This is a genomic window from Rothia sp. 32237D007AR, from assembly GCF_053544675.1.
Map to the genome: position 1 here is coordinate 42,574 of NZ_JBPPUO010000004.1, position 18,988 is coordinate 61,561.

13 protein-coding genes and 1 tRNA gene are annotated in these 18,988 nt (G+C 57.3%); 5 read left to right on the plus strand and 9 right to left on the minus strand.

Translation table 11 applies throughout. The features are described 5' to 3' along the window. Positions 1-196: 196 nt before the first annotated feature. Positions 197-1,270, plus strand: a complete 1,074-nt coding sequence (locus ACED87_RS03980) for an NAD-dependent epimerase/dehydratase family protein (protein ID WP_449082501.1) — start codon at positions 197-199, stop codon at positions 1,268-1,270. A 5-nt stretch (positions 1,271-1,275) separates the two neighbouring features. Here ACED87_RS03980 and ACED87_RS03985 read toward each other — a convergent pair whose 3' ends face one another. From ACED87_RS03985 to ACED87_RS04025, 9 genes are all read right to left on the minus strand, one after another. Then, entirely contained in the window at positions 1,276-2,328 is a 1,053-nt protein-coding gene (locus tag ACED87_RS03985) for an L-threonylcarbamoyladenylate synthase (RefSeq protein ID WP_449082503.1), read from the minus strand. A 21-nt stretch (positions 2,329-2,349) separates the two neighbouring features. Next, a complete protein-coding gene (gene prmC, locus ACED87_RS03990; RefSeq protein WP_449082505.1) occupies positions 2,350-3,273 on the minus strand; it encodes a peptide chain release factor N(5)-glutamine methyltransferase in 924 nt (307 codons plus the stop codon). A 2-nt stretch (positions 3,274-3,275) separates the two neighbouring features. Continuing rightward, positions 3,276-4,358: a peptide chain release factor 1 gene (gene prfA, locus ACED87_RS03995; protein ID WP_449082507.1), complete on the minus strand. Its 1,083-nt coding sequence runs from the start codon at positions 4,356-4,358 to the stop codon at positions 3,276-3,278. Between the two features lie 15 nt (positions 4,359-4,373). Next, the gene (rho, locus tag ACED87_RS04000) at positions 4,374-6,506 is read right to left on the minus strand and encodes a transcription termination factor Rho (protein WP_449082508.1); all 2,133 of its coding nucleotides are present in this window, start codon (positions 6,504-6,506) and stop codon (positions 4,374-4,376) included. Positions 6,507-6,816: 310 nt separating this feature from the next. After that, positions 6,817-7,833: a homoserine kinase gene (thrB, locus tag ACED87_RS04005; protein ID WP_449082510.1), complete on the minus strand. Its 1,017-nt coding sequence runs from the start codon at positions 7,831-7,833 to the stop codon at positions 6,817-6,819. 11 nt (positions 7,834-7,844) lie between these two features. Next, the gene (locus tag ACED87_RS04010; protein WP_449082512.1) at positions 7,845-9,182 is read right to left on the minus strand and encodes a homoserine dehydrogenase; all 1,338 of its coding nucleotides are present in this window, start codon (positions 9,180-9,182) and stop codon (positions 7,845-7,847) included. A gap of 133 nt (positions 9,183-9,315) precedes the next feature. After that, the gene (locus ACED87_RS04015) at positions 9,316-10,800 is read right to left on the minus strand and encodes a diaminopimelate decarboxylase family protein (protein ID WP_449082514.1); all 1,485 of its coding nucleotides are present in this window, start codon (positions 10,798-10,800) and stop codon (positions 9,316-9,318) included. Further along, a complete protein-coding gene (gene argS, locus ACED87_RS04020; RefSeq protein ID WP_449082516.1) occupies positions 10,801-12,462 on the minus strand; it encodes an arginine--tRNA ligase in 1,662 nt (553 codons plus the stop codon). Between the two features lie 10 nt (positions 12,463-12,472). Further along, a complete protein-coding gene (locus ACED87_RS04025; protein ID WP_449082518.1) occupies positions 12,473-13,387 on the minus strand; it encodes an alpha/beta hydrolase fold domain-containing protein in 915 nt (304 codons plus the stop codon). A gap of 121 nt (positions 13,388-13,508) precedes the next feature. Here ACED87_RS04025 and ACED87_RS04030 point away from each other — a divergent pair. The 4 genes from ACED87_RS04030 to ACED87_RS04045 all read left to right on the plus strand — a co-directional run bounded on the left by ACED87_RS04030 (position 13,509) and on the right by ACED87_RS04045 (position 18,880). Next, a tRNA-Arg gene (locus tag ACED87_RS04030) sits at positions 13,509-13,581 on the plus strand. A 628-nt stretch (positions 13,582-14,209) separates the two neighbouring features. Continuing rightward, positions 14,210-15,880 (plus strand): acetolactate synthase AlsS, encoded by a 1,671-nt coding sequence (gene alsS / locus ACED87_RS04035; protein WP_449082520.1) that lies wholly within the window; start codon positions 14,210-14,212, stop codon positions 15,878-15,880. Between the two features lie 183 nt (positions 15,881-16,063). Next, a complete protein-coding gene (gene budA, locus ACED87_RS04040; protein ID WP_449082522.1) occupies positions 16,064-16,789 on the plus strand; it encodes an acetolactate decarboxylase in 726 nt (241 codons plus the stop codon). Positions 16,790-17,035: 246 nt separating this feature from the next. Beyond that, positions 17,036-18,880: a choice-of-anchor M domain-containing protein gene (locus tag ACED87_RS04045; protein ID WP_449082524.1), complete on the plus strand. Its 1,845-nt coding sequence runs from the start codon at positions 17,036-17,038 to the stop codon at positions 18,878-18,880. The last annotated feature ends 108 nt before the right edge of the window (positions 18,881-18,988 follow it).

Here is an 18,988-nt window from a genome sequence, read left to right on the forward strand (position 1 = left end):
CTATCAGGGCGCAGTGCACACAATTCTACTCAAGTTTACCGAACTCACCTGGAGATTAGCCCATCACCTGCTACCCAACCACCAAACCTTAGCTCATCGTGGCATGGCCTACGTGTAATTCTGCCCAGCCTATGACACCCTAGGGGTAGGGTCATAGACGGCCCACCAGTCACCACCGCATAGAGGGAGTAGAGGCATGGTAAAGACCACGTGGAAAGTAATTGGGGCAAGCGGTTTTGTAGGCTCATCAATTGTAGCCCGGCTAGCTGCTGAAGGTATTCGGGTCGATGCTGTGGAAGCTCCCCGCTTACTCACACGCACCGCTGAGGCAAACCAGCTCATTGAGGAAGCCCGGCAGTTAGAAGGCATTATCGATTCCCTAGCTGAGTCTTTTGCCGGGTGTGATGTCGTCATTAATGCTTCAGGTTTGGCAGCACCTGACCAAGAAGATTTAGTGCCCCTGCTGGGGGGCAACGCCTTACTTCCTGCTGTTATCGCCATTGCAGCTCAGCGTACCGGCGTCAGTAGGGTTATCCACCTCAGCTCCGCTGCCGTGCTAGGGCAGGTTGCTACGCTCACGCCGAGCGAAGAGACCCAGCCTTTCTCGGCCTATTCTTTCTCCAAAGCTCTGGGCGAAGAAGTGCTCCTGAAGCTGCGCTCCTTCATTGAAGAAACAGCGGCACGGGGCCAGGCGCCGGGGTCTGAAGATTCAGAGTTCCCGGCAGCGCCCTCCCATAACCCCGTTGAGGTTGCCCAGGATCATGCCGTTGAAATCTGCATTATTCGAGCCACCAGTGTGCAGGGCCGCGGACGGCGCACCACTGAGGCTTTTGCAAAGATTGCTTCATCTGCCTTGGCCTCTGTTGCAGGGCGTACCCCGCGCCGGACCCCGGTCTCCTCTAACTTTGCCCTAGCAGAATTTGTTTATCAGGTTGCTAGCTTCACAGGCTCTCTACCGGCTATTGTCATGCAGCCCTGGGAGGGGGCAACGACTGAGTCTGTTCTTATCGATGCAGGACGCCGCTACCCCCTGCACTTACCGGCCCCTCTTTGCCGCGCTCTGGTTGCTACCGGTTATAAGGTTTCTGAGCTACTGGGTGACCGGCTCACCGGGCCGGTGCGCCGGGTAGAGGTGATGTGGTTTGGGCAGGATATTGACGATTCCTGGGCACGAGAGAATGGCCTCGTGCCCCAGGCTCGGGTCAGTGAGGTGCTACGGACCGCCCATAGTGCACTGGGATTGGCCAAAGATCGTCGCTTTAAGAACTAAACTGCCTAGTTCTTGGTGCCCTCGTCGTCCGTATCAAGTAACGGTTCGGCGGGGGCACTGCTCTGGGTGCCGAAGACCAGCGAACGGGCATGAGCTACCGAGTAGGGCTTAGTATTATCTTTCACTAGGCGGATTGCCGGAGTATGGGCGTTTGCGGTGCGGCGCTGGTCAACGGCTACCACCGTTTGGCGAGCATCAGCGATGAGGTCTGCTGCCAGTGAGCCAGCAGCAGGAGCAGCAGCCTGACGCCCAGTCTCAGTTTCATCTAGCTCAGAATCCGCTACAGATCGGGGCGAAACCTCGGTATCTTCCATGGCCTCTGAAGTAGCGGCCAGGGCGGTTTCAGCCTCACGGCGGGCCTGTTCCTGGGCTTCAAACTCAGCACGGGTCAGCACACCGGGCACCACCTCGCGCAGGCGCTCAACAGAAATAGCCCCCTCACGCACCACCACCAGGCGGTTAGAGGTACAGTCCACGATAGTTGAGGGCAGGGCGTCCTTAGCTTCAAAACCCTCAGGGCGGTTCTCAGGGCGCGGGCCACCATCAAAAATAAGAGCCACCTCATCACCCAACTGGGCCATGGCTTCCTGGGCGGTCGTAGCTGCCGGCCGACCCGTCTTATTAGCCGAAGAAACAGCCAAAGGCCCCAGGTTCTTCAAGAGTTCGATAGCCACCGGATCATTGGGTACGCGCAAAGCAACAGTGCCCTGGGTCTGACCCAAATCCCAGTTCAAGGAGGGCTGAGAGTAAAAAATCAGGGTCAGAGCACCCGGCCAGAATTCGGTTGCCAGGGCGCGGGCATCCTCAGAAATCTCATCAGCCAGCCCCGGAAGAACAGACTGGTCATAAATCAGCACCGGCGGGGGCATCTGCCGGGTGCGGCCCTTAGCTGCCAGCAGGTTACCCACACCCTCCACCGAAAAGGCATCAGTAGCGATACCGTAGACAGTATCGGTAGGAATCACGATAGTTTTGGCCTCGCCGATTGCCGCGTTGGCGGTTTCAATCGCATCGCCAAGGGTCGCGGAGTCGGTTGCACTAACAATGGTTGCTTTCACACTCATCATTCTTTCACATTCTTAGATACCTGGTAGCGGTTTAAAGCCAGAGGTGTGACGGGGTTTACCTGCAAAATCATCAATAGAGTCAATACGCTCAAACCCAGCAGCCCCCAGCACTTGGCGCATCAGCTCCCGCTGAGTCTCAGCATGTTCCATGATCAAATAACCACCGGGGGCCAAAAGGGCATAGGCCCGGTCTGCAATTGCCCTGGGCAGTTCCATGCCGTCCTCTCCCCCACCATACAGGGCCAGGTCAGGGTCGTGATCTCGCACCTCGGGGTCTTTAGGGATCGCACCAGCAGGAATATAAGGCGGGTTAGAAACAACCATACTCACAGTACCCTCATAGCCGGGTAAGGCAGTACGGGCATCCCCGGTTACTAGCTCCACCCCGGCCGGGCCCAGGTTACGCTCAGCCCAGGCAGCAGCCTCAGTAGAAAGCTCAACAGCAAGGACGCGCGGGGTTGGCACCTGCCCATCAGCAGCAAGTTCAGTAGCCAAAGATGCTGCAATAGCACCTGAGCCAGTACACAAATCAACCACCACCGGCCGGCCGGGCAGCACCTGCCCCATCCTGCGGTAAGCAGCCAGGGCATGCTCCACCAACAACTCCGTCTCTGGGCGGGGTACAAAAACCCCAGGGCCCACCGACAAGGTCAAGCCCCGGAAAAAGGCCTGACCGGTCAAATGCTGTAGAGGAAGGCGTTCAGCACGCAGGTTAACCAGCTGCTCAAAGCCCTCCGGTACCGGGTAACCCAGCAAGGCCAAAGACTGCACCCGCCCCCGCGAGACCGGCTCACCGGCGTCCTTCTCTAACAAGTAGGCGGCAAGTAGCTGGGCGTCAGCGGCAGCCGACTCAATACCGGCTGCACCAAGATAGAGCGCAGCCCGGCGAAGGGCCGAATCGAGCTCTTCACCGGGCTGCAGGCTAAAATCAGCCACGCTTATTTGTCTTCCTGACCGAGCTTCTCAAGGCGGGCGGCCTCGTCCATCTCAATAGCAGACTGCACCACAGCCTCAAGGTCACCGTTGAGCACAGCCTCCAAGTTGTAGGCCTTATAGCCAGTACGGTGATCGGCAATACGGTTTTCAGGGAAGTTATAGGTGCGGATACGCTCAGAACGGTCCATGGTGCGCACCTGGGAGTGACGCTTCTCAGCGTTCTCAGCATCAATCTGCTCCTGCTGCCAAGCCAACAGACGGGCACGCAGCACGCGCATCGCAGCTTCACGGTTCTGAATCTGAGACTTCTCATTCTGCATAGCAACCACGATGCCGGTGGGCAGGTGGGTAATACGCACAGCAGAGTCAGTGGTGTTCACGGACTGACCGCCAGGACCAGACGAACGGTAGACGTCAATCTTCAAATCGTTCTGGTTAATCTCGATTTCCTCAGGCTCATCAACCTCAGGGAAAACCAGCACACCAGCTGCTGAAGTGTGGATACGGCCCTGGGACTCGGTCGCCGGGACACGCTGGACGCGGTGCACACCACCCTCGTACTTGAGGTGGGCCCAAACACCCTCAGCGGGATCGTTCGAGTTGCCCTTGATAGCCACCTGGGCGTCCTTGTAACCGCCCACATCGGTCGTCTGAGAGGAAATCATCTCAGTCTTCCAGCCCTTAGACTCAGCGTAACGGGTGTACATACGCAGCAGGTCTGCAGCAAAGAGGGAAGCCTCATCGCCACCTTCACCACCCTTGACTTCAAGAATGACGTTGCGGCCATCGTCCGGGTCACGAGGAATCAACAGACGACGTAGCTTCTCTTCAGCCGCAGGCAGCTGAGCCTCAAGTTCCTTGACCTCTTCAGCAAAGTCAGGGTCTTCAGCTGCCATCTCACGAGCAGCTTCAATATCATCACGCAGAGTATTGACACGATTGTAGGCCTCAACGATACCGTTGAGCTCTGAGTAGCGGCGGCCCAGCTTACGGGCCTTGCCCTGGTCAGCGTGGACGGCCGGGTCAGCTAGCTGCTTTTGCAGGTCTGCGTGCTCATCGAGCAGACCCTGGATAGATTCAATCATGGTGATGTCCTTTCCTTATTCGCCGTGGCCCAAGCCGCTCTTAGCAACGGTGAGCAGGAATTCGACGTTGGACTGGGTCTCGCGCAGCTTAGAGAGCAGAACAGACAGGGACTGCTCCTGATCCATACCAGCTAGGACGCGGCGCAGACGCCACATAATCTTGACCTCATCAGGTGAGAGCAGGGCCTCTTCACGGCGGGTAGAAGATGCGTTGAGATCAATCGCGGGGAAGATGCGCTTATCAGCTAACTGGCGTGAAAGGCGCAGCTCCATGTTGCCGGTGCCCTTGAACTCTTCAAAGATCACCTCATCCATCTTGGAGCCAGTCTCAACCAGGGCAGTAGCCAGAATGGTCAGTGAGCCACCCTCTTCAATGTTACGGGCGGCACCAAAGAACTTCTTGGGCGGGTAGAGGGCTGCTGCATCTACACCACCGGAGAGAATACGGCCTGAAGCAGGTGCTGCCAGGTTGTAGGCACGGCCCAGGCGGGTCATGGAGTCCAGCAGCACAACGACGTCACGGCCCTGCTCCACCAGACGCTTAGCACGCTCAATGGCAAGCTCAGCGACAGTGGTGTGATCATCTGCCGGACGGTCAAAGGTAGAGGCAATTACCTCACCATTGACGGTGCGCTGCATATCGGTCACTTCTTCGGGGCGCTCATCAACCAGGACCATCATGAGGTGAACCTCAGGGTTATTGGTGGTAATGGCGTTAGCGATGGACTGCAACATCAGGGTCTTACCGGCCTTGGGAGGCGCCACAATCAGGCCACGCTGGCCCTTACCGATAGGAGCAATCAAGTCAATAACGCGGGTGCCCAGCTTCTTGGGCTCAGTCTCCAGGCGCAGACGCTCCTTGGGGTAGAGCGGGGTGAGCTTATTAAACTCACGGCGGCCCTTAGACTCTTCAGAGGTCAGACCGTTGATAGAAGTGAGCTGTACCAGGGCGTTGAACTTCTGGCGGTTGTTGTTATCGCCTTCGCGGGGTGCGCGGATAGTACCAACAATGGCATCGCCCTTCCGCAGACCATAACGCTTGACCTGAGCCAGAGAAACATACACATCGTTGGTGCCGGGCAGGTAGCCAGAGGTACGCACAAAAGCGTAGTTATCTAGCACATCGAGCACACCAGCTACAGGGATCAGCACATCATCTTCGCTGATCTCAGGCTCGTAGTCGTCACGGCGGTTGTTACGGCGTTCGCGGCGCTCAGCCTGACGGTCGCGGCGGTTCTTGCGGTTATTGCGGCGGTCCTCGTCGGGGCCGTTGTTGTGCTGGCGGTCGTTGCGCTCGCTACGGTTATCGCGCTCGTTCTTGCCACCGCGGTCGCGGGTATCGCGTTCTTGCTTATCGCCGCGGTCCTGACGGTTATCGCGGTCCTGACGGTTATCGCGGTCGTTGCGGTCACGGCGGTTCTTACGCTCAAAGCGGTCGTTCTTCTCACCGTTTTCAGATGAGTTCTCGCCCTGCTCAGCAGACTCGGTGTTCTCGCCCTCGTTCTTGCGGCGGCGGTCGGTGCGGGTGCGAGTACGGGTGCGCTTGTTACCCTCTTCGCCCTCATTCTGGTCACTGCGGGCAGCCTTCTGCGACTCCAGACCATCTAGGGCAGCTTCGACTGCTTCAAGGGCTGAGGTGTCGGGCTTGTTCTCACCCTGGGGTTCAGCAGCCACAGTTGCACTGCTTGCGCGACGGTTACCGCGGCGCTCGGTCGCCGGCTTCTCAGGTGCAGTCTCAGACTGAGCCTCAGTAGCTTCCTGCCCCTTAGCTTCTTCAGCTTCAGCGGATTTCTCGGCTGCGGTCTTACGGGTGCGAGTGCGCTTAGGCTTCTCTGCCTCAGCCTGAGCCTCTGTGGGGGCTTCTGATTCAGCAGCCTTCTCAGCTGCGGTCTTACGGGTACGGGTGCGCTTGGGCTTCTCTGCCTGCTCACCAGTCTCAGCAGGACGATCGGCTACAGCAGAACCGCGTTGGTGGGCTGAAATAGCTTCCACCAAATCTGATTTGCGCAGACGGCGGGCGCCGGTGATACCTAGCTGGGAGGCTAGGGATTGAAGCTGAGCAAGTTTGAGGCTGCTCAGGCTAGGGGACTTCTGTTCAGCCGCTGCTGCGGCCTCCGTACCTGCGGTCAGGTCGGTTTTTTCTGCCACGAAGGTTCCTTCTCTCGAAATATCGTTGATTTCGCGGATTGTTCTGGCGCAACAGATGCGCCATGCCCAGAGCGGGCGAGTATTGGTTCAGGGGGCCAGGTGCCCCGTTCGCCGTGTGGCGAAAGAAGCGGGTGGCCAGTGCCAGTGCCCCACCTTCATATAGGTAGGTGGTGCTCTTTGCTAGGGACGCCTTAGCACACCTAGGCCAGGCGAAAAGTGAACGGTTAAACATCCTGAGGCTTCTACAGACCAGTTAAACCGTGAGATGAGGCCGACTCAAGCAAGCCCAGGCACAAGATGCCAGGCAAGGTTAGGCGGTTTCCTCATAGGTAAGCATAACACCTTTAGTATCGATGTCGATATCAAGCACTCGCCAGCTGACAGGTCGGTTCTCGTGCTGATTAGGTTCTCTTTCAGTGGCGAAGGCCTCAATGGCCTGGCGAACTCGGGCGCGTTCGTCCGCCCCCTTAGCTAGGGCCATGACGGTGGGCCCGGCCCCCGAAATGACCGCGGCAAAACCCTGGTCGCGCAGATAAGCTACCAGGGAGGCAGAGGGCTTCATAGCAACTGCCCGGTAGGGCTGGTGCAAAAGGTCGCTGGTAGCAGGCAGCAAATATTCAGGGTAGGACGCCAGGGCTTGGGTCAGCAGCGCAGCCCGCCCTGAGTTAGCGGCAGCATCCCGGTGAGAAACAGTCTGCGGGATAAGCTCACGAGCCACCTTAGTGGGCACCTCATAGTCGGGAATAGCGATAACCGGCAGGACCTCCGGGTGGGCAGGTACAGGCAGAGAATGCCAACCAGATTCGTCCCCATAAGAGATGACTACCTGCCCGTAGAGAGAGGGTGCCACGTTATCGGGGTGCCCCTCCAAACCTGAACACACCTGTAACACAGCCTTCGCATCGAGCTGGCGGGCAGCAGGCAAGAGGCCATTCGCTGCGCTGACACCCGCAACAATAGCTGAGGCCGATGAGCCCATGCCGCGAGAATGCGGGATACGGTTGTGGGCCTGAATATGCAAGGAAGGTAGCTCTAGAAGACCAGCAGCCTTCCAGGCCTCCACCATCGCTCGTACCACCAGGTGGCTGGCATCCTGGGGGACCTCGTGTGCACCCTCCCCCGTAAGATCAAAGGTCAGCTCCCCCACCCCGGGTATACGAGTGACCGTCAAATCATCGTAGTAGGCCAGGGCCAGCCCCAAGGAATCATAACCGGGGCCCAGGTTGGCTGAGGAAGCGGGGACCTTCACGGTCACCCGCGCACCTACAGGAATGTCATGGGGCTGGATAAGAGGCTCGTTTGAGCCGTCAATCATGGGAAGTGACATAAGAATCGGTGTTAGCCTTCTACGCTGATAACGGAGGTGATCTCACGGAGGGTATCAAGGGCACCCACCACGGCCATGGTCTTACGCAGGTTAGCGTCAGTGGTGCGGTGGGTGACGATACGGATCGAAGCGCTGGTGCCATCGCCTGCGCCCTTAGTCTGGCGCATGGTGTCGATAGAAACACCGTGGTCAGCAAAGATACGGGCAATATTTGCCAGAACACCCAGCTTATCCTCCACGAGAAGACCCACAGAATACCGGGAAATCACATCATTCATGGGGGTAGCGGCCAGCTTGGCAAAAGAAGACTCAGGCACACCGGGCCCACCCAGCACCAGGCGGCGGGCAAGAGAAACAAAGTCACCGAGCACAGCAGAAGCGGTAGGGGCACCACCAGCACCAGGGCCATAGAACATGAGCTCACCAGCATTTTCTGCCTGCACAAAGACAGCGTTGAAAGCCCCGTGCACAGAAGCCAGCGGGTGCTGACGAGGAACCAAAGTGGGATTAACACGAATATTGACACCCGCCCCGTCCTTCTCACAGACCGCCAAGAGCTTGATAACGTAACCATCAGCAGCCGCTGCCGCTACATCATCAGCGGTGACAGAAGTAATACCTTCACAGTGAACATCATCAATAGTGAAATCAGAATGGAAAGCCAAAGAAGCAACAATAGCGGCCTTAGAGGCAGCATCATGGCCCTCAATATCAGCGGTAGGGTCAGCCTCAGCATAGCCCAGGCGCTGGGCCTCAGCCAGGGCATCAGCGAACTGGGCACCGGTGGTATCCATCTGATCCAGAATGTAGTTGGTAGTGCCGTTCATAATACCCAGCACACGGGTAATCTGGTCACCAGCCAAGGAATCGCGCAAGGGGCGCAGAATAGGGATAGCACCAGCCACAGCGGCCTCATAAGAGAGCTGGGCACCGCTCTTAGCAGCAGCAGCAGCCAACTCAGCACCATGCTTAGCCAACAAAGCCTTATTACCTGACACCACCGACTTACCTGCGCTCAAGGCATCTAAGATACGGGTACGGGCAGGCTCAATACCACCGGTAAGCTCAATCACCACATCGGCGCGCTCAATCAGCGCCTGAGCATCGGTGGTGTACAGCTCGGGTGCAGCCTCATAATGACGCTTGGCTGAGGTATTGCGAACAGCAATACCAATCAGCTCAACCGGCGCGCCAATACGATCCTGCAGGGACTGGGCATCCTCGGTGAGCATACGAGCTACCTGTGAGCCGACATTGCCGGCACCCAATAGTGCTACTTTGATGGTGGTCTTGCCCAAGAGCGTCTCCTGACGTAGATGAGGAATGTTGTTCAGCGTTCCGCTCACCATACTAACCGGTAAAACGGCACACCCCGGAGTATGAACTCTATTTTCTCACGGAGTGATTGATTACAGGACGCCACCCACCACGCTCCCTGCCCGACGGCAAGAAAAGTGAGCGGCGGCGTCCTCGCGAAGAAACCTACACCAGACCCAGGTCGCGGGCCAGCATATCTTCTTCAGTTTCGCGGCGAATAATAGCGCGCGCAACCTGCCCCTGAGCCGTAGCAATCACCGGCGGGCGGGTCAGGTAATTATAGTTGGAAGCCATCACATGGTTATAGGCACCGGTAGCCGGAACAGCAAGAATATCCCCCGCTGTTAGGTCAGCAGGCAGGTAGCAGTAGCGAATCACAATATCACCAGATTCGCAGTGCTTACCCACCACACGAGAAAGTACCTGCTCCCCTTCCGGGGCACGGTTAGCTAAGGTGACCGCATAGTCTGACTCATAGAGCACCGGGCGGGGGTTATCGCTCATACCCCCATCTACCGAGACATAACGGCGTACACGGGTATCACCATGTTCATCTTCAATAGCGACATCCTTAATGGTACCCACCGTGTAGAGGGTGATACCTGAGGGCCCAGAAATAGAACGGCCCGGCTCAAAGGAAAGATGAGGAATAGCCATACCAACATTAGCGCAGGTCTTAGAGACCATATCAGCGAGTTCAGTTGCGATATCAGCTGAGCTACGCGGGGCATCCTGCTCGGTATAGCCAATACCGTAACCGCCACCCAAATCAATCTCGGGCAGTACCACGCCAAAACGCTCGTTAAGCTGCTGCATGTAGGTCAGCACCTTCTCCGCAGCCTTACCAAACCCATCAGCCTCAAAAATCTGAGAACCAATATGGCAGTGCAAACCGCGTAAATCAATGTGCTCACTAGCCAGAGCCAGGGCTGCTGCCACAGTAGCGTAAGCATCATCAGCGGTAATCCCCAGCTCAGCCAACTCATCTAAAGGCAGGCCAGCTAGCGGTGCGGTCCCCGGTGCCAGAGACTGACCAAACTTCTGATCCTCATGGGCCGTAGCAATATAGTCGTGGGTAGAGGCGTGCACACCGGGGGTCACACGTAGCATCACCGGGGCAGTCACGCCCAGCTTAGCTGCTACCTGCCCGATAAGCTGCACCTCAGGCACGGAGTCAGCCACCAGGCGTCCTACCCCGTAAGAAAGAGCCCGGGCGATCTCCTCTGCCGACTTGTTATTTCCATGCAGGGCAATTTTGGCCCCGGGCACACCAGCGCGCATAGCAATCGCCAGCTCACCGCCACTAGCGGTATCCAGGCACAGGCCCTCTTCCTCAGCCCACTTGGCTACAGCAGTCGCCAAAAAGGACTTACCTGCATAGTAAACCGAAACCTGCGCCCCATGCTTCTCAAAAGCAGTCTCAAAAGCTGAGCGGAACTCAGCAGCACGAGCGCGGAAAGTCGTCTCAGAAAAGACGTACTCAGGAGTACCAAAATCAGCCACCAAACGGCTGACGGGAATACCATCGACCTCTAGTTCCCCAGATTGTGCCCGGGTGAAAGAAGGGGCCCAGATGGTGGGGTCAAGGTCAGCCGGGGCGGAGGGGTAGGTCAGCCAGTCAGGCTTAAAGAGTGCGGCTTCTGCTCCCATTTACATCTTCTCCGGTGCGGTAACACCCAGCAGGCCCAGGCCATTGGCCAACACCTGACGGGTTGCCTGGTTCAACAGCAGGCGGGTGCGGTGCAAATCGGTAACCTCCTCATCACCCTTGGGGGCAACATGGGAGACACCGTACCAGCGGTGGTAGGCACCGGCTAGGGTTTCGAGGTAGCGGGCCACGCGGTGAGGTTCACGGAAGTCAGCGGCCTCCTTGACAGCTCCCACGAACTGGCCCAGGGAAGCTAGTAGGGCTGAGTCTGCCTCAGAGTTCAGCAAGGAGGTATCAACAGAGTCAGTGGTGACGCCAGCAGCCTCAGCATTGCGGGCAATAGCGCAGGTGCGGGCGTGGGCGTACTGCACGTAGAAAACCGGGTTCTCGTTGGACTGCTTGGTGAGCAGATCCAGGTCAATATCGATGTTGGAGTCTACCGAGTAGCGGGTCAGGGAGTAGCGGGCTGCGTCCACACCCACAATCTCGACCAGGTCCTCAAGGGTGACGACGGTACCGGCACGCTTTGACATACGCACAGGCTTGCCGTCCTTAACCAGGTTGACCATCTGGCCGATCATGACCTCAACCATCTCAGGGTCATCACCCAGGGCAGCAGCAGCAGCCTTGAGGCGGGCAACATAGCCGTGGTGGTCAGCACCCAGCATGTAGATAGCTAGGTCAGCGGGGTTCTCAGCACGCTTGGTCTTGTCCTGGAAGTAGGCGATGTCCCCAGCGATGTAGGCTGCATTGCCATCAGACTTGATAACAACGCGGTCCTTATCATCACCAAAATCGGTGGATTTAAGCCACCAGGCGCCGTCCTTAAAGTAGAGGTTCTCAGACTCCTTGAGCTTCTCAAGAAGTTCATCTACCTTGCCGTTTTCAAAGAGAGAATTCTCATGGAAGTAGACATCAAAATCTACCTTGAAGTCATGCAAGGAGGCCTTGATGTCTTCGAACATGAACTCAACACCGGTGGCGCGGAAGACTTCCTGGGGGTCTTCGGATTCCAGGGCATCAGGGCGAACCTCTAGCACACGGTTGGCAATATCGGTGATGTACTCGCCACCGTAGCCATCCTCAGGGGCTTCTTCACCCTTGGCACGGGCCAGCAAGGAGCGGGCAAAACGGTCAATCTGGTTGCCGTGGTCATTGAAGTAGTACTCGCGCACAACCTGAGCGCCCTGGGAGATAAAGATACGGGCCAGAGAGTCACCGACAGCTGCCCAGCGGGTGCCACCCAGGTGAATAGGGCCGGTGGGGTTAGCTGAGACGAACTCAAGATTGATGGTCTGACCAGCCAGGGTCTGGCTGGTACCGAAAGCTGCACCCTGCTCCACGATGGTCTTAGCAAGTTCGCCTGCCGCTGCGGCATCTAGAGTGATGTTAAGGAAGCCGGGGCCTGCAATATCAATGCTTGCCACACCGGCAATGTCGCTGATTCGGGTAGCTAGGATTTGGGCTACCTCGCGGGGGTTCTTGCCCACCTTTTTAGAAATCTGCAGGGCGATGTTGGTGGCCCAGTCGCCGTGGTCGCGATTCTTGGGGCGCTCTACGCGCACAGCGGGGGCGGTTTCGCCGTCGTTGAGGGTCAGTTCACCGGCTTCAAACGCTTCAGTCAGCGCGCCGTCAATTGCACTTGAGAGTTCTTCGGGAGTCATAGGGTCAAGTCTACAGGGTCAGCTGTAGACCTACCCAGCGGATGATGTGTTCCCAGGTGCTCTCGCTGGCGTAGATAGCTGGGTCAGAGTGCTCCGCTCCCCCGATGAGGGCCAGTTCGGTGGCTACACCGGCTGCTGAAAGTCTGCGGTGAACCTCAATTGATTGGCTAGGTGGCACACAGGTATCACCGGTGCCGTGAAGGTAGTAGACCGGGGCGTGGGTTCTTTCCCCGGTGCGCTGGGCGGCACGGGCATAGTCGACGGGGTGAGCCTTGGCCCAGTTGATTTCTGCGGGGGTACCAGCCTCTGGCGGGTAGGTGGAGCCGAGCAACCGCCATTCTGCCCCGTCGTCTTCGGGGTGGTCATAGGGGAACCCCCAGGTGAGGCGATCTTCAAAAATAGTTCGCAGGTCGCTCACTCCGTAGATAGAAACAGCGCAGCAAACGGAGGAGTCTGCTTGCCCTGCCATAGCGCGGGTAGCGAGCGTGGTGGCAGTCAGCCCTTCAAGGTAGGGCTCGTTCAAATGACCGGTTGCCGCAGCGAGTTGAACCAGGTGCCCGCCTGCTGACCCGCCAGCAAGGACGATGCGCTGCGGGTCGATACCAAATTCTTGGGCCTTGGTTTTGAAGTAGCGGATCGCTGTTTTGAGGTCGTTGATTTGGGCAGGAAAGAGAGCTTCGTGGCTGAGCCGGTAGTTGATGGAAGCTGTGGCGAAACCTGCGCGGGAGAATCGCTCGCGCACACGGTGTAGGCCGTTATTGGCCAGCAGGAAGGAGGATTTGTCGCCGTAGCGCCAGGCTCCGCCGTGGACGTAGATGAGAAGGGGTGCGGGGTGGTTCTCACCGGTAGGGGCGTTGGGCGGGTAGAAGTCAAAGGTGTGGGAGGGGTGACTGCTTCCCGCATAGTTGCCGGTGAGTGTGGTCATTGATTCAGCCCTTCGGTGCGCTGGTGTTTGTTCTACTGTAACGGGTTTGTGGTCTGGGGCTGAGTTTCTGGTAGAGTAATCAGGTCTGAGTTTCGCTCCGTGAAGTGAGCGTTTCAGAGTTGCCCTCGTAGCTCAGTGGATAGAGCACCAGTTTCCGGAGCTGGGTGTCGAAGGTTCGAATCCTTTCGAGGGCACACACAAAGAAGGTAGGCCAGCATGCGTAAAGCGCTGGCCTACCTTCTTTTTTGTGTGCCCGGCGTCAGGAAATGCCTTAGTGGAGGCCGCGGACGTCCGTAGTAAAGAAATTCTAAGCCACACCCGCATCGCCGTCCTCGCCGCATTTATTCTGAAAGTCCCGCAACTAGTTGCGGCTAAAACAGAATAAATGCGGAAGGCAAGGGAAGCCTTTGTCTCCTCTTCTTTTTGTCTTTGTCCTTCTTGTGCAGTGCTTTTTCTAGGGTTTTGTGACTCTGCCCCTACCCTCTTCCGTCCCGCGTCACATGCCTTGGTTAGTGTAATCACAGGGGATGGTGTATGCGCTTGAGGATTGACCGAATAGAGTTAGAAACATGAACATTGCAGAACTGCACCGCCCATGACAGAGAGGCCGATAGTGCAGCAAGCTGGGTCATTGCGAGTAAACCTTTTTCGGTTACATACTCACAGTGGCATCACGGCAAGAGCACTATCCACCACGGACTGCCATAGCTTCAAAGCATTTCGTTGCATGTCCAGTTATTTCTGGTAAAGAAAATGACTCATCGTCTCGTATAGTCTTTTCGTTTCCAGAGCCCTTTCCCCTAACAGAAGGATATGTTTACCTTGTCAACTCAGTCAGATTCTCGTCGTAGCGCCGAGCGCGTTGTAGAAGTTCTCGAAGCCCAGGGTGTCAAGACCATCTTCGGTGTTCCCGGCGCTAAGATTGACCCCGTTTTTGACGCGCTTGTAGATAGCGATATGGACATGGTTGTCTGCCGCCACGAGCAGAACGCAGCTTTCATGGCTGCTGCTGTTGGCCGTCTGACCGGCACCCCCGGTGTTGCCATCGTAACTTCCGGCCCCGGCGTCACCAACCTGGCCACCGGTCTGCTGACCGCAACTGCTGAGGGTGACCCCATGGTCGCCATCTGTGGTGCTGTGCAGCGTGCAGACCGCCTGAAGCTCACCCACCAGTCCCTGGATGCAGCGTCCTTCCTTTCCACCGTCACCAAGTTCGCCGGTGAAGTTAACGCTGCTGACAACGTTGCCTCCACCATGGTTAACGCTTTCCGCCGCGCTGAAATGATGCCCCGCGGTGCAACTGCCGTTGTTTTCCCCAGCGATGTGCTGACCGAAGAGACCACTCGTTCCATCACCACCAAGCTGACCGACCCCCAGCTGGGCCAGGCACCTCAGGCCTCCATTGAAGAAGCTGCTGCTGCTATTAAGGCTGCCCGCTTCCCCGTACTGCTCGTTGGTATGCGCGCATCATGCAGCGAAGGCACCGACGCCCTGCAGGAACTGCTGGCAGCAACTGACCTGCGCGTTGTAGAAACCTTCCAGGCTGCCGGTATGATCGGTCGCAACCTGGAAGACCACTTCCTGGGCCGTGTTGGTCTCTTCCGCAACCAGCCTGGCGATATTGCTCTGCACCAGGCTGACCTGGTTGTCACCATTGGTTACAACCAGATTGAATACGATGCACGCCTGTGGAACACCGATGACCAGCGCCGCATCATCTCCATTGACGAGATCAGCGACGACATGGACGACGCTTTCCAGCCTGAGCTGGAACTGCGCGGTGACATCCCCGCAACCGTCCGCGCCCTGGTTCCCCTGCTTGAAGGCTACAAGATGCCTGAAGAGGCACGCGCCAAGGCCGATGACCTGCGCGACCAGCTCAGCAAGGTTGAACTGCCCGTTGGTACCGACAGCGACCGCATTGACCCCCTCTTCGTTGTTCAGACCCTGCGTTCATGCCTGAGCGACGACACCGTCGTCACCTGTGACATTGGTTCACACCAGATCTACATGGCACGTTACTTCCGCACCTACAAGCCCCGCACCCTGCTCTTCTCCAACGGTCAGCAGACCCTGGGCGTCGGCCTTCCCTGGGGTATCGCTGCAAGCATCGTAGACCCCTCAAAGCCTGTTGTCTCTGTCTCCGGTGACGGTGGCTTCCTCTTCTCCGCCATGGAGCTAGAGACCGCTGTCCGCCTGAAGAGCAACCTGGTTCACATTGTCTTCAACGACAACACCTACGACATGGTCGCCTTCCAGGAGCACATGAAGTACGGCCGCACCAGCGGTGTACAGCTGGGTGAATACGATGTTGCCGCTTACGCTGAATCCTTCGGCGCTCACGGCCACACCGTCACCAACCCCGATGACCTGGCTGACACCATCAAGGCTGCACTGGCTGAAGAAGGCCCCTCAGTCATCAACGTACCCGTTGACTACACCAACAACGCCACCTACCTGGCCCACCAGCTACGTAGCGACGTCCTCAACTAAGGTTTAGTCACCCCATCAGGGTGTGCAGGGCCAGCTCATTCAACTGTTTCGACTGCGAAAGCTAGCCCTCACGCCCTAGATTGAATCGTTTATCTAATGTGCAGAGTTCAGCGAGAGCTCTGCACATTAGATAAACCAGGTAGGTCACACCTACCACAACCCACTTTTGAAAGGTTTCCCCTAATGACTATCAAGCGTCATACCATTTTTCAGCACAGCCTTATTTCTTCGCTGATTGCCGGTGTCTACGATGATGACCTCACCCTGCAGGAGCTACTGGGGCACGGTTCTTTCGGTATCGGCACCTTCAACGCGCTCGATGGTGAAATGATTGTCATCGATGGGCACTGCTACCAGATGCGTTCTGACGGGACCATCTCAGAACCGGATCTTTCTGAGAAGACCCCTTATGCTGTGGTTACCAACTTTGTGCCCTCGATTCGTAAAGAGCTGACTGGCAACCTATCTCGCAAGGATGTTGATCGCATTGTTGGCGAGCTAGAGCCTAGCCCCAACTATGTATACGCCGTGCGTATTACCGGCGAGTTCAACTGGGTCACTACTCGCACCGTTGCTCGACAGACCCGCCCCTACCCGCCCTTGGTTGAAGCAACCGATGGTGAAGAAATCCTACGCTTTGAAAATGTCAAGGGCACTTTGGCTGGCTTCCGTAGCCCCAAGTTCCAGTCAACAGTTGCAGTCCCTGGCTGCCACGTTCACTTCCTAGATGATGAACACACTCAGGGCGGGCACGTTGTTGATTATGACATTAAGAATGTTCTTGTTGAGATGTGCATCGGTACCGATATGCAGCTGCGCCTACCTTTGACTCAGGAATTCATGGAAGCTGATCTGGTTCCTGATGACCTCATGGAACAGCTCAATAAGGCTGAGCACTCTTCTCACTAAGGTTATTAACTAATCTAGAGAAGCTCTGAGCTTTTCTTTTTAGGACGCTTGTACCCCCTTTCCTGCCTTCTGGCTGGTAGGTGGGTGTAGGCGTCCTTTTTCTGTGTCTGTGTGCGGGCGAGCAGTGACTGGGTGGTCACACATCACTGTTTTTGAGAACGATTCTCATTTACAATAGGAGGGGCGTCTCTTCGTAGACCCACGCATCAACCTTCCCCATCCACTTGATGAAAGGCCCCCTTCCCCATGCAAACCATCCGCAGAGGGGTAACAGCACTACTAGCAATCCTGCTAGCAGCCCTCTACCTCCCCTTCGCTCACGCAGAAGACTCACGCTTTGAGATCTCCAGCGGCCACACCGACGGCTTCTACGTATCGACTGACACCGGAACCCCCGTTGTCAAAGTCGCCAACGGCCTGGGCAACACCCTCTATGACCCCAATTCGGTCTACTTTGCCATTAACAGCTCAACCTACGGCACCAACTACGAATTCAGTAGCCTAGACCGCAGCAGCTCAGAAGGTTATTACACCGCCAGCTGGGAGGCCTCCCACTACTTCGAACCCGGCTGGAGCGCCCCTGGCTACCGGGACAATGGCTTTAGCTCCGTGCGTATCGACTTCACCGAAGTTACCGGCCCTGCCCCCTTTGCAGTGCTGGGTAACGACCCCATGGACGAAGAAGATGAGTTCGCTACCGTCCCCTTCCTCAGCGACGGCAAGTACTACCTTGAGGCAGGCACCTCCCTGCCCATTCTGGGCCACACTCACGCCCACTGGTTCTTTGAACATTCAGGCACCTACACCCTCACCGGCCATGCAGTAGCAGTCACAGCAGATGGCCGCGAAGTGGAGTCTGCTCCCTTCACCGAAGTATTCCAGGTGGAGAAACATGAGGACGACACCCGCGCCGACCTGCCCGTCATTACCCTGGGCACTCCCGCAGAAGAGCACGACCACGGTCACGAGCATGACCACGATCACGAGAGCATTCCCGGTCACGAGCACGAGCACGAGCACGAGAGCAATCCCGGTCACGAGCATGACCACGAGCACGAGAGCAATCCCGGTCACGAGCACGACCACGAGCACGAGAGCACTCCTGGTCACGAGCACGAGCACGAGGACGGCCACGACCACGGTCATGAACACGACCACGGGCACGGCCAGCCCCTTACTGACCCCACCACCATCAGCGCAGGCCACGTTGACCTCTTCAACGTATCTGCTGAAGATGGCACCCTGCAGCTAGCTCTCAACGATGGCACCAGCGGGCACCACGTACTCCGCGCCCCCGAAAGCGTCACCATGGTTATTGGCCCCTCAGCCCTGACCAGCCTGCCTGCTTCACGCGCCCAGAAACTAGCACCTACTGGCTACCTGATTAGCGAAAACGGTACTGAACAAGAAACCCTACCCTTCATGGGCTGGGACACCTCAGCAGTAGCACCCGACTTTGAAGCCATCGACCTGAAGGTACTGGAAGTAACCGGCCCCGGTAGCATCTTCATGTTCAAGGTATCCCCCTTCCAGGGTATGACCTCCCCCTTCACCAACGGTGACTACCGCGTAGCAGAAGGTTCGGTTCTCCACCAGGCCAACCCCGGCCACGCCCACACCAACTGGCTCTTCACTGAAGCTGGAACCTACACCCTGAAAATCCAGGCAAGCGGCACCCCTCATGATGGTGACTCACCGGTAACCTCAAACATCAGCACCTACACCTTTACCGTAGGTGAGACTGCCTCCGCCCCGGAATCCCAGGAGCCCCAGCCCGAGCAGGAAGAAGCTAAGGCTCCCCTAGCTTCTCCTTCAGCAGAGGCAAGCCCCTCAGCTGCTGAACCGGTTGCCACCGATGCAACTACTGTTGCAAGTGCACCCTCGGCAGCTGAGTCAGCAGCCCAGGACAACCAGCAGGGTCAGAACATCCAGCAGGGCCAGAAGAATGAACAGGCTCAGGGCAAGGCAGCAGCCAGCCCCGCCGCCTCTGCTCTTGCTCACACCGGTAGCAACCTGACAATTCTCCTGGTTCTCGGTGCCCTCCTTAGCCTAGGAGGTATCGTCACTGTGCTGGTACGCCGCACCGCATAAGCAGCACACAGTACAGAAACAAAAGTATAGAAACATACATATCTAAGGGTCCCCACAGACTGTGCCCTCTACCCCACCACCAAAAGGGGTAGAGGGCACAGTTCTTTT

Coding starts and splice junctions, on each gene's coding strand:
- ACED87_RS04045 (WP_449082524.1), top strand. CDS start 17,036: ATGCAAACCATCCGCAGAGGGGTAACAGCACTACTAGCAATCCTGCTA.
- ACED87_RS03980 (WP_449082501.1), top strand. CDS start 197: ATGGTAAAGACCACGTGGAAAGTAATTGGGGCAAGCGGTTTTGTAGGC.
- prfA (WP_449082507.1), bottom strand. CDS start 4,358: ATGATTGAATCTATCCAGGGTCTGCTCGATGAGCACGCAGACCTGCAA.
- ACED87_RS04010 (WP_449082512.1), bottom strand. CDS start 9,182: ATGGTGAGCGGAACGCTGAACAACATTCCTCATCTACGTCAGGAGACG.
- ACED87_RS04025 (WP_449082518.1), bottom strand. CDS start 13,387: ATGACCACACTCACCGGCAACTATGCGGGAAGCAGTCACCCCTCCCAC.
- argS (WP_449082516.1), bottom strand. CDS start 12,462: ATGACTCCCGAAGAACTCTCAAGTGCAATTGACGGCGCGCTGACTGAA.
- thrB (WP_449082510.1), bottom strand. CDS start 7,833: ATGTCACTTCCCATGATTGACGGCTCAAACGAGCCTCTTATCCAGCCC.
- ACED87_RS04015 (WP_449082514.1), bottom strand. CDS start 10,800: ATGGGAGCAGAAGCCGCACTCTTTAAGCCTGACTGGCTGACCTACCCC.
- budA (WP_449082522.1), top strand. CDS start 16,064: ATGACTATCAAGCGTCATACCATTTTTCAGCACAGCCTTATTTCTTCG.